A 15,086-nucleotide genomic window follows, 5' to 3' on the forward strand; every position below is an offset into this window, starting at 1 on the left:
GAAAGTGTGATGATAATATTTTTTTATTCTCTTTTATTTAATTTTAAGTAAGAAAAAAAGACTCTTGAAGTGGGACTTCAAAAGTCTTTCTCTATTAATAATCTTTTCTCTCTCCTAGTAGTCGAGAGATTATATAAATTGTTATTACAAAGGCAAGTAAGAATAAAGTCAATTTAAGAGAACTTGTTCTTTTTATTATGCCAAGGAAAAATCCTGCAGGATTCCTTCCAAGCCTATCTAAGAGGGGAAGTAAGGCAGGTGAACTTGTAAATATTGTTCCCACACCACTTGTTTGACCAAAGTAAAGATAGATGGGGATACTTATAAGATAATATGCCATCACATAAATTGTAATGAAAAGTCCAACCTTAAATTCAAAACCATTTAATTCAACATTTTGTAAGATAAAGGTCATTAAAAGTCCATCTATTATAAATATACTTAATACCTTCAAGAACTTTACATTTATTATGTCAGCCCTTGATGCACCAAGAGTCAAAATGTAGGGCTTGCTCTTATCAATTATCATACCTTCACTAGATATTACGTATAAGATATAGTGTAATAGGATAGCTACTAGAAAAAGTAGGGCAAAGGGTTTTTCTCCAAAGAAACTTAATTCTTTTGTATATAATCCTAGGCTCTTAATGACAAAAATCATTGCAATAAATATGAGATAAACAATAATAAATTTTTTCCTAATTTTAAAATCATTTTTTAAAAGAATTTTCATACTATCCCCCTCTCCCTCAAGTATTTTGTAGAATATTTATAGTCCAAGCTAAAAGACAAGATACAAATTATTATTGAGACTCCTATACATATTGGTCTGTAAATAGTAAAGCTTTCATAGAAACCGAAATAAATAAAAGATAAGCCTGCTCCAAAAATGATCCAAAATAATGCGCAAAGGAAAACTACGGATCCCCTTTTATATCTTGTGAAAACAATGTGGGTAAGGCTAAGGGCCATAAAGTCTAGGGCTATAAATAGGCTCATATAAATGTCTATGATAATGTTTTTATCTTCCTCATTACTAAGAATTAATCCCATTAGCAAAACAAGAGAAGTAATTACAAAGATAATTAGGTTTTTTATTATCTTGGCAAGAGAATAGTCCTCAATAGATATTGGCATAGTCATGAACTTTTGAAAATCTTTGAAGTTATCTCCAAAAACACTTTGTGCCCTAATGATAAAGATCATTGTAAGAGTCCATTGGCTAAAAAACTTGTTGAAGGCTTGTCCTGTTATCAAAAAACCTATAAAAAGTATGGCAGTAATAAATATAACAATTGGTAGGACAATATTCTTTACAAGTTTAAAGTCATTATATAAAACTGCTTTCATACTATCTCCTTCTCCCTTAAAAATTTTGTAGAATATTTGTAGTCTAAGCTAAAAGACAAGATGCAAATTATTATTGATCCTACAATAAATATTGGTCTGTAGTTAATTAAAGTTTCATAATTGGTCATGTAAATCATTCCAAAAATAAAACCGAAACCAACAATCAATAAGCCGTATAGTAATGACACTAAGCTCTTTTTATATTTTGTAAAAATTAGGTGACTAAAGCTAAGGGACAAAAAGTCCAAGGCTATTAGGATGTTGACATACATATTTAAAATAAGTCTGTCTTCGTCATGGCTAGTAATTAATCCAATTAAGAATACAAGACTAGTAAGAAGAAACACTATTAAATTTTTTATAATCTTGGCAAGAGAATAGTTTTCAATAGATACTGGCATAGTCATGAACTTTTGTAAATCTTTGAACTTATCTCCAAAGGCAATCTGTGTCCTCAAGGTAAAAATCATAATAAATGCCCATTGCAAAAAAAACTGCTCAGAAAATTTTCCCCTAACCACAAAACTCAAAGCTAGGATTGCTCCAATAAAAAACACAAGTGGAAAGGCAGTATCCTTTGCTAGTTTGATGTCGTTATATAAAACTGCTTTCATTGGCCACCTCTTGATAAAAATATCATTATGTCCTCCACATTTGCCCTGTCAACAACTTCATTTGGATAAAATTCTTTGAAAACTTGGACATTTTTTATCAAGGCTTCTGTTGAGTATTTATTTTTTCTTGTCTTTAAGATAAAGTCTCCATAATTTTTTAAATTTTCTTCAGAAGTTTTTAAAATTCCATATTTTTCTATTAGGGAGTCTTTTTCATCGTATAAGATAACTCTTCCCTCGTGGATATAAATTATATAGTCGGCAATTTTTTCTATGTCAGACAAGATGTGGGACGAAAATAAGATTGTTTTGTCCCCGTCCTTGATGTAGTCAAATAAAAATCCTATAATTTCGTCACGAATCACTGGGTCGAGGCCCGATGTTGGCTCATCAAGGATCAAGAGATCAGGGTCGTGACAAATTGCAGAAATAATTTTCAGCTTCATTAGGTTACCGGTAGAGAGTTCATTTAACTTTTTGTCCCTTGGCATCTTAAATTTATCTGCACAATCATAAAACATTTCTTCATCAAAATTTTTGTAGGCAACCTTTAAAATATCCACAACATCTTTTATCTTAAAAGTATCGTTGAAGAAAGAGTCAGGTATCACTGCCCCAATTTTCTCGAAGGACTCCTTGTGGATTTTTTCTCCAAAAACTTTTATGTCTCCATCATACCTATAGAGGTCCAAGATGCATTTTAAAAGTGTTGTCTTGCCTGCACCGTTCTCCCCAATTAGTCCAAGGACTGCCCCTTCTGGAATTTCTAAATTTTCTATATCAAGGTCAAAGTCCTTAAATTCTTTTCTCAAATTTTTTATTTCGATTGCTTTCATACTTCACCCACCTCATCTAATGTCTTTAAAATTTCTTGTAATTCTTCTATTTCAATTCCTGCAGCCTTTGCAACAGTCATTGCGTCAGTAAAATATTTTTCTATCTCTGAAAGAGCATTCTCTCTTACAACTTCTTCATTTAATTTTTTTACAAAGGAACCCTTGCCTGGCATGGAGTAAATATATCCCTCTTGCTCCAAGTCATTGTAGGCACGCTTTGTTGTAATGACAGAGACCTTTAAGTCGCTGGCAAGAGTCCTCATGCCAGGAAGATCTTCGTCAGCTTTTAATTCTCCAGCAACAATTTGAGCCTTGATTTGATTTTTTATCTGCTCATAAATTGGAAGGCCAGAGTCATTGGAAATAATAATTTTCATATCACACCACCTTTAAGCCTATATACTTTATATTTTTGCTTTTACACAGTACTTGTATTAAATACTGTAATAATTCTAGAAAGCACAAAACAATTAAGACTCCTTAATTTTCTCATATACAGATTTTTCCCAAAGTTCTTCATCCTTTATATACTTTGAAAATATGAAAATTCCAAATAATATTATTGAACTTACTATTGAAAATAAAGTTTCTTTTAAATCATAATGTTGTCCAGAAAATATATCTTTAGATAAATCTGTGACAAATAGTAGGGCAAGATTATTGTTTAAATAATGAATCATAACAGGAGCCCAGATTGACTTTGTCTTGTTGTAAGAATAAGTTAAAAATATCCCTATAAATATACAAAATACAAGTTGTACAAGTATGGAATAAATTTGTGATGTCAAAACTCCATCTGAATAATAAAATAAGTTAAGAGGCAAGTGCCAAATTCCCCAAATAAAACCTGTCATTAAAATAGATTTTTTAATGCCATAAATTTCTTTTAGCCTTGGTGCTAGGTATGCCCTCCAACCGTATTCTTCTCCTATGAATGGCATAATATTTAAAAAAGAAAAAATAAAAATTGAAATGAAAATTTTTAAACTCTTTAGATTTAAAATTTTAAAAAATTCATTTGTTTCCCCTTGCAATACATAACCTAAAAAAGTTCTCAAAAAATATATAATTATAAAAAGTAAGCACATAAGTAAAGTTGATTTTTTATTTGGATTATTTAGAGATAATTTCTTTTTAAGATCTTTGTCCATAGTTGAAATAGCTATTATCATTGCAATAGCAGACATTAAAATTATGGTATCTGAAAAATTATCAAAGTTTGGATAAAAAATATTTACTATAGCAAATACAAACATAACAATACTTGTAAATATATAAATTTTAAATGGAAAAACCTTTATAATGCTTTTGTCTTCTTTGTATAACAAGGCTATTACAGCTAGAAATGGCATAAACGTTTGAAATAAGGGATAAATACTTGTGCTTATCTCGTGTAACTTGCAGTAATAAATGGCAAATCCCATTAGGTATGGAATAATAAATGATATTCCAATAAAAATTTTTAGATCTTTTTTCATAATCTATTCAACTCCTTAATTTAATTTTAAGTGTATATACTTTATATCTACACTATAAGCCCATTAAATAAATTTGTCAAGATTTTATAAAATTTTCCAATAAAAAAAGACTAAATTTAATTAGTCTCTTCTTCAAATTTTAATTTTTAATTTTTATTCTTCGCTCGTTACTTGTCATTTACAAAAAATAAATTAATGTCATGTAGATACCTGTCCCAAGAAAGATTGAGAGCAAGAAATTTTTCAAAAACTTAAAGGACAAGATTATCCCTGCGAAGGCAAGTCCTAATGGCAAGACTTCGCTTGAATTTGTATAGTCCACTCCTCTTATGCAAAAGATTAGAAGGAGTCCCATTAGTGAGTAGGGAAGCTTTTCTCCAAGATAGGCTATGAAGCCTGGGAGTTCTCTCTTCCTAAAAATAATTCTTGGAAGGAACCTTGCAAGAATTGTTATTCCACCAGCGAGAAAAATATATTTCATTTCAGTCATTTCTTTCCCTCCTGTAAGCTAGATAAAGGACAAGCAAGATAATAATCATGGCAGGAAGAATGAAGTTCTCTCCAAAGATTATCAAAGCTAAGATCGAAGCCACAAGCCCAAGAAGGGCTGGGAAGTGATCTTCCACTTGCTTCCATTGGCTCAAAAATATTACAAGGAAGAGGGCTGTCAAGATAAAATCTATTCCTTGGATTTCGAAATTTATAAAGTTGCCAAGGATGCCCCCAAGGATTGTGCCTATAAACCAATAGGACTGGAGCAAGATTAAAATTGAAAGATAAAAATCTTCCTTCTCCATATCATCTGGCACTTTTGTTCCCATTATCATGGAATAGGCTTCGTCGCAAAGGGCATAGTAGGCATAAGTTTTTCTCTTCCCACTTAGACCTTTAAACTTGCCAAGACATGTTAGGGCATAGAAAAAGTGCCTTATGTTCATCATGGCAATTATTAAGATGTAGGACAAAATGTCCATGCCTGAGTGCATGGCTTCAACGACTACAAATTGAATTGAGCCCGAGAAGATTACCACTGATGTCAATGGTGGCATCCAAAAATCATATCCAAAGGAAGATGTATATATCCCAAAGCTAAGTCCAATAAATAAAAAGGAAATTAAAATTGGAATTGTAATTGGAAAAACCTTTTTTTAATTTTTTATCATCTCTTCCCTCCTTAAAATTAATTAGTAAATATTATAACATGTTAAAAATTTTTTATTCAGTTTTATTTCTTTATATTTTTCACAAGCTTCTTATAATTTTTTAACTTCATCGCCTATAAAATTTTCCAATAAAAAACTGACCCCTGTAGGTCAGTCTTTTAAAGTTTATTTTTTCTTAAATCTTACTTTCTTTTGGATTTCTCCTGCAACTAGTGGGATAAGTGATGAGCCAATTACTACTGCGATTTCTTTTGGTCCTAAGTCCATAAGTCCAAAAGCATCGTTTAATACTGGTACATAAATTACTACTAGCATTAGTAAGAAGGAGAATAAAGTTGCAAACACTAACTTCTTATTTGTGAAGACTCCAATTTCGAATACAGTCTTGTCAATTGATCTTGATGTGTAAGCTCTTAGAAGTTCACAAATAATTAATGCTGAGAATGCCATTGTCCTTGCGTGTCCAAGCCCTTCAGCTTGTCCATACCACTTAAGTCCAACAAAATATGCTAGAAGTGTGGCAACTGTTATTGCAATAGATTGAATTGCAACAGTGATTTTTATTTCTGTGTCAAGGATTGGCTCGTCTGGATCACGTGGCGGCTCATTCATTATGTCTGCCTCTCCTCTTTCAACTCCAAGTGCAAGAGCTGGGAAGGAGTCTGTAACAAGGTTAAGCCACAACAATTGAATTGGAATTAGTGGCACTGGAAGGTTCATTAGGATTGAAATCAATACTATTAAAACTTCCCCAAGGTTACATGAAAGTAAATAAGCAACGAACTTCTTGATGTTGGAATAGATAATTCTTCCTTCTTCAACTGCGTTTACAATTGTTGCAAAGTTGTCGTCTGTCAAAATTACTTCTGCAGTATTTTTTGCAACGTCAGTACCTGTTATACCCATGGCAATACCAATGTCTGCCTTTTTAATTGCTGGGGCGTCGTTAACACCATCACCAGTCATGGCTGTTATGTGACCATTTTGTTTTAGGGCTGTAACGATTTGAACCTTGTTTTCTGGAGAGACTCTCGTGAAGACAGATTTTTCTTTTACAACTTCTCTAAGTTCTTCCTCAGACATTTCGTTAAGTTCCCTGCCCATGATTGCTTGGTCATCTGATGTGGCAATGCCAAGGTCCTTTGCTATGGCAAGACCTGTTTCAAGATAGTCACCTGTGATCATAATTGGTCTTATGCCTGCAGTCCTACATTCTTTTATTGCTGCCTTTGCTTCTGGTCTTGAAGGGTCAATCATGCCTGTTAGTCCAACAAAAACCATATCCTTTTCAATATTTTCTGATGTGATTTCATTTGGCATGTCCTTGTGTTTTCTATAAGCGTAACCTAGACATCTTAGGGCAGATCTTGCGAACTCACTGTTCTTTGATAAAATTTCTTCTCTTAATTTATCATCAAGGTCTACTTCTTTTCCATCAATTAAGATTTTGCTACATCTATCAAGAACAACGTCTGGTGCTCCCTTTGTAAAGGATGTTATGTCATCTAAAATCTTGTCGTGGAAGGTTGTCATCATCTTCCTATCAGAGTCAAAAGGAATTTCTTCAATTCTATCAAAGTTGTTGTAAAGTTCCTTAAGTCCATTTCCTGCTTTTTCTGCAAAAGTAAGAAGGGCACCTTCAGTTGGGTCGCCAATAATTGATGCTTCCCCACCCTTAACTTGTAGTTTTGCATCATTAGTTAAGGCTGCAATAGAAGATAAGATTTTAAGGTTTTCGTCTTCTTCAATTGTAACTTTTGCATCTTTTCTTGTTACGTCACCTTCTGGAGAGTAACCAGTTCCTGAAACATCGTAAACATGTCCGTCAGTAAATACTTTTACAACTGTCATTTCATTTTGTGTAAGAGTACCAGTCTTGTCAGAACAAATTACTGTAGTTGTTCCAAGAGTTTCTACTGCCAAAAGTTTTTTAACAATGGCATTTTTTTCTGCCATCTTGCCCATGCCAATTGAAAGTACAATTGTTACAATTGCTGGAAGTCCTTCTGGCACTGCTGCTACTGCAAGGGAAATTGCAGTCATAAACATTTCTCTTGGGTCGTGCTTATAAAGTACGCCAACTCCAAGAACCACGGCACAAATAACAAGAACTAAAATACCAAGAGTCTTGGATAACTTTGCAAGTTTTCTTTGAAGGGGAGTTTGCTCATCTCCAACTGTGGCAATTGAAGTTGCAATCTTTCCAATTTCTGTTTCGTGACCAGTTTCTATAACAAGTCCCATTCCCCTACCGTAAGTTACAATAGTTGAGGAGTAAGCCAAGTTTTCTCTGTCGCCAATTTCCATCTTGCCATCATAGACTACAGAAGCTTCCTTTTCTACTGGAACTGATTCACCAGTTAGGGATGACTCATCAATCTTTAAGTTTGATGACTCAATTAGTCTTAAATCAGCTGGGACAATGTCACCTGTTTCAAGGATGATAATATCTCCTGGCACAAGTGTGTTGGAGTCAACCTCTATATGGTCACCATCTCTTATGACCTTGGCTTTTGGTGATGACATCTTTTGTAGGGCTGCAATAGCTTCTTCTGCCTTACCTTCTTGATAGATTGATAGAAAGGCGTTGACAACTACAATGGCAATAATTATTCCTGCATCAAGGGCTTCGCCATTGAAGGCTGATACAAGAGCTGCTGCCATTAGGATGATAATCATTGGATCAAGGATTTGTTCTTTTAACTTTTCTCCAAAGGATTTTTTCTTTTCTGCTGCAAGAGCATTTTCCCCATATTTTTCAAGTCTAGCTTTGGCTTCATCTTGACTTAGTCCCTTGTCTTTAGTTGTTGAAAGATTTTTTAGGGCTTCGTCGGGGGATTGATTATACCAATTTTTTTCCATACTTCCTCCTTTATAATACAAAAAAGAGACCGACTGTTACATCGGTCTCACATACTTACATAATAAGCTTTCCAGCCGGGCAATGCCGTAATGACGACTGAAAATTTAAAAGTTACTCCCCTAAGTGAATAAATTATATCAAATTACTTTCTTTAAAACAATGAATAAGACTTAATAAATTATTTTTATTTCTTTGGAGTTAGCTTTGTCATTCCACCCATATACATTTGTAGTGGTTCAGGAATTCTTACGCTGCCATCTTCTTGAAGTAGGTTTTCTAAGAAGGCAATTAACATTCTTGGCGGTGCAACAACTGTGTTGTTTAATGTGTGGGCAAAGTATGTGCCATCCTTGCCACGAAGTTTGATGTTAAGTCTTCTTGCTTGAGCATCGCCAAGGTTTGAACATGATCCAACTTCAAAATATTTATTTTGTCTTGGTGAGAAGGCTTCAACGTCAAGAGACTTAACCTTTAAGTCTGCCAAGTCACCAGAACAACATTCAAGAGTTCTTACAGGGATGTCTAGTGAACGGAAGAAGTCCACTGTGTTTTGCCATAATTTTACATACCAGTCCTTAGATTCTTCTGGCTTGCAAATTACAACCATTTCTTGTTTTTCAAATTGGTGAATCCTATAAACTCCTCTTTCTTCAATACCGTGAGCTCCAACTTCTTTTCTAAAGCAAGGAGAATAAGAAGTAAGTGCAAGAGGCATATCTTCTTCTGGAGTAATTGTATTTATATATTTACCAATCATTGAGTGTTCGGAAGTACCAATTAGATAAAGATCTTCGCCTTCAATCTTGTACATCATGTTTTCCATTTCTGCGAAACTCATAACGCCAGTAACTACATCTGATCTAATCATAAATGGTGGGATGTGGTATTCAAATCCACGATCAATCATAAAGTCTCTTGCATAAGCTAGGATTGCAGAGTGAAGTCTTGCAATGTCTCCCTTTAGGTAGTAGAAACCTGCACCTGATGTATTTCTTGCAGAGTCAAGGTCAATTCCGTTAAAGCTTTCCATGATGTCAATGTGGTAAGGAATTTCAAAGTCAGGAATTACTGGTTCGCCAAATCTTTCAAGCTCAACATTTTCGCTGTCGTCCTTTCCTATTGGCACTGTTTCATCCATCATTTGTGGAATAACTTGCATCCTCTTCTTAAGTTCTTCAGCAAGTTCTCTTTCAGCAGCTTCAAGATTTGCTATCTCTTCATTGATTTCAGCAACTTTTTTCTTTGCTTCTTCTGCCTTATCCCTTTCTCCCTTTTGCATGAAGCCACCAATTTCTTTTGAAGTTTGATTTTTTTCTGCACGAAGATTGTCGCCCTTAGTCTTTGCAGCTCTTAGGTCCTCGTCAATTTTTATAACTTCATCAACTAGTGGAAGTTTATCATCTTGGAATTTCTTTTTGATGTTTTCCTTAACTGCTTCTGGGTTTTCTCTTACAAATTTAATGTCTAACATAAATCCTCCCTTAAAATAAAAAAAGCCCCTCAATCCCTAAAGGGACGAGAGACCCGCGTTGCCACCCTAATTAACCAAATGGTTCACTTAAAATTTCATAGACTATGAGGTGGATTCATCTTAAAAATTTTACAGGTTCTCACCAGCCACCTGCTCTCTTAAAAACTTTTTAAAATTACTATTCTCAATTATCGCCTTTTTTAGTTTTTTTTATTATAACATAAGTAAAAATAAGTTCAAGCTTTTTGTACTTTAAAGTAATTTTATTATTATGAATTGATGGAGTTTTAAAAAATATGTATAATGTAGACGAGGACATACAGATGGTTACCCTTCCAAAGGGAGGGGGTGGTGCTATGAGTATATTTGAGACCTTGTCTTTAATGATTGCTTTTGGCACACTTATAGCCCTTATCATTAGAAAAGATAAGTAAGAAATGAGAAAGCCACCTGTATCACTACTACAGATGGCTTAATTAAAATTTAGTCATTGAGGGTGACCATCTACATGGTGTCCTCTTTATCTATATTATAACATAAGATTTTTATTTTTAAAGGCTGCAAGGCCTTTTCTTTATTTATGACTTAGTCTTACCAATTTATTAATTGATGGAGTTTTATAAAATATGTATAATGTAGTCGAGGACATGCAGATGGTGGTCGCCCAATTTAACTATTGGGAGGTGCAATTATGAGTGACTATGATATTCTAAGTATTATGCTTAAAATTTTAACACTTATAATCGCCATCCTAACACTTTATAAAAAAGATTAGGAAATAAAAATACCACCTGTATCGCAACTACTGGTGGTATAGAAATATAACCTTGTAGGGCGACCGCTTTTAACGGTGTCCTCTTTATCTACATTATAACACAAGATTTTTATTTTTAAAGGCTGCTAGGCTTTTTTTTATTTTTTAAGATACTTTATAAGGGCAAGGATTGCCAAGATTATAAGTACAAAAATTCCTATGTAAACTCCAAAACCTAAAATTAAAGCAATAAGTGATTTAGAAGTAAAAGCCATAATAAATCCTCCTTTATACTTTCTTACATTACAACACAAGATTTTTATTTTTTAAGATACTTTATGAGGGCAAGGATTGCCAAGATTATAAGTACAAAAATTCCTATGTAAACTCCAAAACCTAAAATTAAAGCAATAAGTGATTTAGAAGTAAAAGCCATAATAAATCCTCCTTTATACTTTCTTACATTATAACAATAAAACAATCTTTTTCAAAATTTATTTCCCACACATAATTTTACTTTTTGTTATAATAGGCAAGAGGTGATGAAATGAGAGAGTTTTTACTTTCACAAGGCGTTTCAAAGGATCTACTTGACGGAGTAGATGAATTTATAGAAAAACATGATTTGAATAAAGATTTTGAATATAGAATTCCAAATATAAAATACAAATATTACGGCAAAAAAACTTGGGAGAAGGCTATCGCTGCAATTTTATCTGGCGATAACATCCTCCTATCTGGACCAAAGGCAACGGGCAAAAATGTTTTGGCAGAAAACTTGGCCTATCTATTTAAGAGACCCCTCTGGACAGTTTCACTTAACATTGCATCAGACCCATCAAGCTTAATTGGATCTGATACCTTTAAGAACAACGAGGTAACTCTTAAGAAGGGACCAGTTTATGAAGCAGCAGAAGAAGGCGGCTTTGCAGTCTTTGACGAAATTAATATGGCAAAGAACGAAGCCCTTTCTGTTGTTCACTCCACTCTTGACTACAGAAGAGTTCTTGATATTTCTGGCTACGACAGACTTATGCTAAACGACGCAACAAGATTTATTGCCACAATGAACTACGGCTACATTGGTACTCGTGACCTTAACGAAGCCTTGGTCTCAAGATTTTTGGTAATCGACATGCCAACTATTGCTGAAGAGGACCTTGCCAAGTTATTTAAAGAAAACACAAGACTAAACAAGGATGCCATAAAAATTTTCACAAGATTATTTTTAGACCTTCAAGATAAATCTCTTAACTCAGAAATTTCTTCCAAGGCCATTGACCTTCGTGGACTTATGTCAAGTATTGAGCTCATGAATCGTGGGCTTGGCATAAGAGAGTCCCTTGACCTTGGCATTGTCGACAAGACCTTCGACTCCTACGAAAAGGAAATTGTCAACGACGTCATCGACACTCTTTTTGTAAAAAATATTGAAAGAGCTGATCTCTTTGAAGGATGAAAATAGGCTAAAAAATATTTTTTGGACCCTATCAGACTTCTATGACTTTGATATTTTTAATTTTTCGCTTAAACCTGAAGATTCCTACGAGGCTGCCCTTCTTGGTCATGCCTCTAGGTATTTCGATTTTTATGTACTTGATGACTTCTTCAAGAAGTATGTAAATTTATTAAACAACAAAAAGGACTTGTGGGAAATTTCAAAATTAGTTTTGGAAAATATTTTTTCTAAAGAAATGATTTTAGAAAGACCAGGGACCTTGGATTTTAAAAATGACCACGATGAAAAAATCTTAAAAAATCCTAACAGACGAAAAATTATTATGACCACAGAACTTAAAATTGGCTACATTAGAAAAGAAAGAGGCCAATATCCCAAGGTTCAAAGAGTTTTAGAGGAGATGCTAGGAGAAATTTATAATTTTAAGAAAAGAGACACCTTTAAGTATCTCGACTTCTTAAGATATATTTTCAAAAAATATTTTCACATTAACAAGGACCTTCCCCATGACACAGAAGAGTCCTACGAAGAATTTAAAAAAGAAGCTAAGTCTAATTCCACTTCTAAAAAGAATTCTCCTTATCAAAGAAAAAATTTGTTGGACAACACTTTTCTTGAGAGATACAACATTGAATCAGCAGAGTTTACCTTCTTTAACGACGACTACAGGGATATAAATGTTGAAGAAGATGCCTTGGTAAGTAAGCCTGGTGACAAAAATATTTACAAGGCCCTAGTCAAACGCTACGGGATAGAAAAAATAAAAAGGCACACTGCTGATAGGATTACCCAAGAAATTTCAACTGGCATCCACGAGGAAATAAAATTTTTCTTCCCTGTGGGAGAATTTGAAAACAAATCTTCCTACTATGCTCAAGAAGAAATGGGAAATTACTCTGACAACTTAAACTTTTATGAAAGAAACAAGTTGCAGAACTCTCGTGCCATAAGAGAACTTGCTGGTGTCATAAAAAATTCCCTCTTGAAGGAATCTGAAGATGAAATATTAAAATCCACTTCTGGAAAAATTATTCCGTCAGAAATTTGGAAGACCAGAGAGTTGAATGAAGATAGAATTTTCGAAAAAATTAACAGGAAGGACTCCAATGAGATTTTTGTAGACATCCTCTTGGACTCCTCTGCTTCACAAAATGAGAGAAAGGAAATTCTTGCAACAGAAACCTTTATCATTGCAGAGGCACTAGCTTCTTTGAATATAAAAACTAGGGTCTTCTCATACAACAACTTTTACAATTATCTAGTTATAAAAAAATACAGGGACTACAATGACCCAAGGATAAAAAATAAGGACATCTTCAAGTACTCCCCTTCGGGCTCCAACAGAGATGGCCTTGCAATAAAATTTATGCGACACTTGGTTTCAAAAAATAGAGACGCAAGAAGATTTTTAATTGTCTTGACTGATGGCCTTCCCTTTGACGAAATTGACATTGGAATAGTTGGCGCATCAAAGACGCCAGGAGAAAATTACAAGGACGAAGAAGCTGTCATGGACACCTCAAAGGAAGTCCTCTTGACAAGGCTTAAGGGAATTAACACCTTTGGAGTTTTCACTGGCGAAGAAGCAGAAAGCATGAACATCAAAAAGATTTACGGAAATGACTACGCATATATAACTGACATCGCCCGCTTCCACAAGGTAGTTGGGATATTTTTAAAAACTTATGCAAATAAAATAGAGTAGGTTCAATGAGAAACCTACTCTTTTTTTAATGCCTTTTCTATATTAAAGCCTGCCTTTACTAGGGTTATTGAATAAAATAATTTTAACATCAAATCTCCACTTTTTTGAGAGCTTGGAAGTAATATTGACGCTAATGCAAAAACAAGGACATTTAATATAATTACTAAAAATTTTTTCATTCTTTCACCTGATTATAAAATCAAGATAGCTTACTTATTTAAAAAATGCTTACAAGCTTTCTCCATCCTGTTTAGACCTTCAACTATATCTTCGTAAGAAGATGCGTAGGAAAATCTAACAAAGCCTTCTCCTGCACTTCCGAAAACTGTTCCTGGAACAATTGCAACACATTCTTCATCAAGAAGGTAGTTACAAAATTCTTCTGAAGAAACTCCTAGTCCCTTAATATTAATGAAGGCATAAAAGGCACCATCAGGAGCGTTTAAGCTAAGTCCTTCAATGGAGTTAACTTTTTCAACAATATAGTCACGTCTTCTCTTGTATTCCTTCACCATTTCTTCAGAAGCATCTCCACCTTCTTTAAGAGCAGTGATACCTCCATGTTGAACAAAGGAAGTTGCACAAGAAGTGTTGTGTTGGTGGATGATATTTAGAACTCTAATAAATTTTTCTGGCGCTGCAACATAAGCAAGACGAAAACCTGTCATGGAATAAGTTTTTGAGAAGCCATTGATAGTAATAGTTCTTTCCTTCATTCCATCAAGAGATGCAATAGAGATATGCTTCTTGTTTCCGTAGATAATCTTTTCGTAAATTTCATCAGAAATTACTAGGATATCTTTTTTCTTTGCAAAGTCAGCAAGCTTTTCCAAAGTTTCTAGTGTGAACATGGATCCAATTGGGTTTGATGGGTTAATAATTACAATTGCCTTAGTCTTTTCTGTAACAAGACCTTCAAGCTCATCAAAATCAATTTGGAAGTCATTTTCTTCTGCAAGGCTATATCTTACAGGCACTGCTCCCATAATGTGAGCTGCGTTAACATAATTTGGCCAGCATGGGTTTGGTAAAAGAATCTCGTCATCTTCTTCAAGGATTAGCGAATAAGAATCATAAATAGATTCACTAGCACCTGCTGTTATCAAGACTTCCTTTGCAGTATAGTCTAAATTATTTTCATTTCTAAGTTTCTCAGCCACAGCTTCTCTTAGAGGCATAATTCCATAATTTGAAGTGTAAAAAACATCTCCATTTTCAATACTCTTTATAGTTGCATCTTTTATTATCTTTGGAGTATCAAAATCTGGTCTGCCTACTTCAAAGTGGTAGATTTTTTTGCCGGCTCTTTCCATCTCAAGGGTTTTTTCATTAATCTTTCTAATTCCAGATGGTCCCACCTTGTTAAACTTACTACAAATAAAATCTCTCATGA

The 15,086-nt window shown here is 34.0% G+C and carries 15 protein-coding genes and 1 other annotated feature; of the genes, 3 read left to right on the forward strand and 12 right to left on the reverse strand.

Features of this window, described 5'->3' with window-relative positions:
* Positions 1-94: 94 nt before the first annotated feature.
* From M9426_RS02365 to serS, 10 genes are all read right to left on the reverse strand, one after another.
* Positions 95-733, reverse strand: a complete 639-nt coding sequence (locus M9426_RS02365; protein ID WP_250342336.1) for an ABC-2 transporter permease — start codon at positions 731-733, stop codon at positions 95-97.
* Positions 730-1,350, reverse strand: coding sequence for an ABC-2 transporter permease (locus M9426_RS02370; RefSeq protein WP_250342337.1), 621 nt, complete (start codon positions 1,348-1,350; stop codon positions 730-732). The genes M9426_RS02365 and M9426_RS02370 overlap by 4 nt, the downstream gene beginning before the upstream one ends.
* Positions 1,347-1,964, reverse strand: coding sequence for an ABC-2 transporter permease (locus tag M9426_RS02375; RefSeq protein ID WP_060800472.1), 618 nt, complete (start codon positions 1,962-1,964; stop codon positions 1,347-1,349). Before M9426_RS02375 ends, M9426_RS02370 begins: the two co-directional genes overlap by 4 nt.
* Positions 1,961-2,800 carry an ABC transporter ATP-binding protein gene (locus M9426_RS02380; protein ID WP_060800471.1) on the reverse strand — a complete coding sequence of 280 codons (840 nt, stop codon included), beginning with the start codon at positions 2,798-2,800 and terminating at the stop codon, positions 1,961-1,963. Before M9426_RS02380 ends, M9426_RS02375 begins: the two co-directional genes overlap by 4 nt.
* Positions 2,797-3,177: a GntR family transcriptional regulator gene (locus M9426_RS02385; RefSeq protein WP_060800470.1), complete on the reverse strand. Its 381-nt coding sequence runs from the start codon at positions 3,175-3,177 to the stop codon at positions 2,797-2,799. Before M9426_RS02385 ends, M9426_RS02380 begins: the two co-directional genes overlap by 4 nt.
* Positions 3,178-3,270: 93 nt before the next feature.
* Positions 3,271-4,278 carry a CPBP family intramembrane glutamic endopeptidase gene (locus M9426_RS02390; RefSeq protein WP_250342338.1) on the reverse strand — a complete coding sequence of 336 codons (1,008 nt, stop codon included), beginning with the start codon at positions 4,276-4,278 and terminating at the stop codon, positions 3,271-3,273.
* 178 nt (positions 4,279-4,456) lie between these two features.
* Positions 4,457-4,768 (reverse strand): branched-chain amino acid transport AzlD family protein, encoded by a 312-nt coding sequence (locus tag M9426_RS02395; protein WP_148465697.1) that lies wholly within the window; start codon positions 4,766-4,768, stop codon positions 4,457-4,459.
* Complete coding sequence (locus M9426_RS02400) at positions 4,761-5,411, reverse strand: AzlC family ABC transporter permease (protein ID WP_345779812.1); 651 nt, start codon at positions 5,409-5,411, stop codon at positions 4,761-4,763. Before M9426_RS02400 ends, M9426_RS02395 begins: the two co-directional genes overlap by 8 nt.
* Before the next feature lie 195 nt (positions 5,412-5,606).
* Positions 5,607-8,303: a cation-translocating P-type ATPase gene (locus M9426_RS02405; protein WP_250342339.1), complete on the reverse strand. Its 2,697-nt coding sequence runs from the start codon at positions 8,301-8,303 to the stop codon at positions 5,607-5,609.
* 185 nt (positions 8,304-8,488) lie between these two features.
* Positions 8,489-9,775: a serine--tRNA ligase gene (serS, locus tag M9426_RS02410; RefSeq protein WP_060800467.1), complete on the reverse strand. Its 1,287-nt coding sequence runs from the start codon at positions 9,773-9,775 to the stop codon at positions 8,489-8,491.
* Between the two features lie 37 nt (positions 9,776-9,812).
* Positions 9,813-9,976: a binding site (T-box leader), on the reverse strand.
* Between the two features lie 95 nt (positions 9,977-10,071).
* Here serS and M9426_RS02415 point away from each other — a divergent pair.
* From M9426_RS02415 to M9426_RS02425, 3 genes are all read left to right on the forward strand, one after another.
* On the forward strand, positions 10,072-10,209 hold the full coding sequence (locus M9426_RS02415; protein WP_005957914.1) for a putative holin-like toxin: 138 nt from the start codon (positions 10,072-10,074) through the stop codon (positions 10,207-10,209).
* 867 nt (positions 10,210-11,076) lie between these two features.
* On the forward strand, positions 11,077-11,988 hold the full coding sequence (locus M9426_RS02420) for an AAA family ATPase (RefSeq protein WP_250342340.1): 912 nt from the start codon (positions 11,077-11,079) through the stop codon (positions 11,986-11,988).
* Positions 11,978-13,693: a vWA domain-containing protein gene (locus M9426_RS02425; RefSeq protein WP_250342341.1), complete on the forward strand. Its 1,716-nt coding sequence runs from the start codon at positions 11,978-11,980 to the stop codon at positions 13,691-13,693. Before M9426_RS02420 ends, M9426_RS02425 begins: the two co-directional genes overlap by 11 nt.
* A 14-nt stretch (positions 13,694-13,707) precedes the next feature.
* On the opposite strand, the gene M9426_RS02430 is transcribed toward M9426_RS02425, so the two are convergent.
* Together M9426_RS02430 and M9426_RS02435 are read right to left on the reverse strand one after the other, a co-directional pair.
* Positions 13,708-13,872 (reverse strand): hypothetical protein, encoded by a 165-nt coding sequence (locus M9426_RS02430; protein ID WP_187360295.1) that lies wholly within the window; start codon positions 13,870-13,872, stop codon positions 13,708-13,710.
* Positions 13,873-13,902: 30 nt separating this feature from the next.
* Positions 13,903-15,084, reverse strand: a complete 1,182-nt coding sequence (locus tag M9426_RS02435; RefSeq protein WP_250342342.1) for a pyridoxal phosphate-dependent aminotransferase — start codon at positions 15,082-15,084, stop codon at positions 13,903-13,905.
* Positions 15,085-15,086: the final 2 nt, after the last annotated feature.

The sequence above is a fragment of the Peptoniphilus genitalis genome (assembly GCF_023614525.1).
In the GTDB taxonomy this organism is placed as follows: domain Bacteria; phylum Bacillota; class Clostridia; order Tissierellales; family Peptoniphilaceae; genus Peptoniphilus_A; species Peptoniphilus_A genitalis.

Bases quoted from the DNA above. Each gene is read 5' to 3' on its own strand.
- M9426_RS02405 (WP_250342339.1), bottom strand. From the start codon at position 8,303: ATGGAAAAAAATTGGTATAATCAATCCCCCGACGAAGCCCTAAAAAAT.
- M9426_RS02395 (WP_148465697.1), bottom strand. From the start codon at position 4,768: ATGACTGAAATGAAATATATTTTTCTCGCTGGTGGAATAACAATTCTT.
- M9426_RS02430 (WP_187360295.1), bottom strand. From the start codon at position 13,872: ATGAAAAAATTTTTAGTAATTATATTAAATGTCCTTGTTTTTGCATTA.
- serS (WP_060800467.1), bottom strand. From the start codon at position 9,775: ATGTTAGACATTAAATTTGTAAGAGAAAACCCAGAAGCAGTTAAGGAA.
- M9426_RS02420 (WP_250342340.1), top strand. From the start codon at position 11,077: ATGAGAGAGTTTTTACTTTCACAAGGCGTTTCAAAGGATCTACTTGAC.
- M9426_RS02415 (WP_005957914.1), top strand. From the start codon at position 10,072: ATGTATAATGTAGACGAGGACATACAGATGGTTACCCTTCCAAAGGGA.
- M9426_RS02370 (WP_250342337.1), bottom strand. From the start codon at position 1,350: ATGAAAGCAGTTTTATATAATGACTTTAAACTTGTAAAGAATATTGTC.
- M9426_RS02385 (WP_060800470.1), bottom strand. From the start codon at position 3,177: ATGAAAATTATTATTTCCAATGACTCTGGCCTTCCAATTTATGAGCAG.
- M9426_RS02365 (WP_250342336.1), bottom strand. From the start codon at position 733: ATGAAAATTCTTTTAAAAAATGATTTTAAAATTAGGAAAAAATTTATT.
- M9426_RS02390 (WP_250342338.1), bottom strand. From the start codon at position 4,278: ATGAAAAAAGATCTAAAAATTTTTATTGGAATATCATTTATTATTCCA.
- M9426_RS02375 (WP_060800472.1), bottom strand. From the start codon at position 1,964: ATGAAAGCAGTTTTATATAACGACATCAAACTAGCAAAGGATACTGCC.
- M9426_RS02435 (WP_250342342.1), bottom strand. From the start codon at position 15,084: ATGAGAGATTTTATTTGTAGTAAGTTTAACAAGGTGGGACCATCTGGA.
- M9426_RS02380 (WP_060800471.1), bottom strand. From the start codon at position 2,800: ATGAAAGCAATCGAAATAAAAAATTTGAGAAAAGAATTTAAGGACTTT.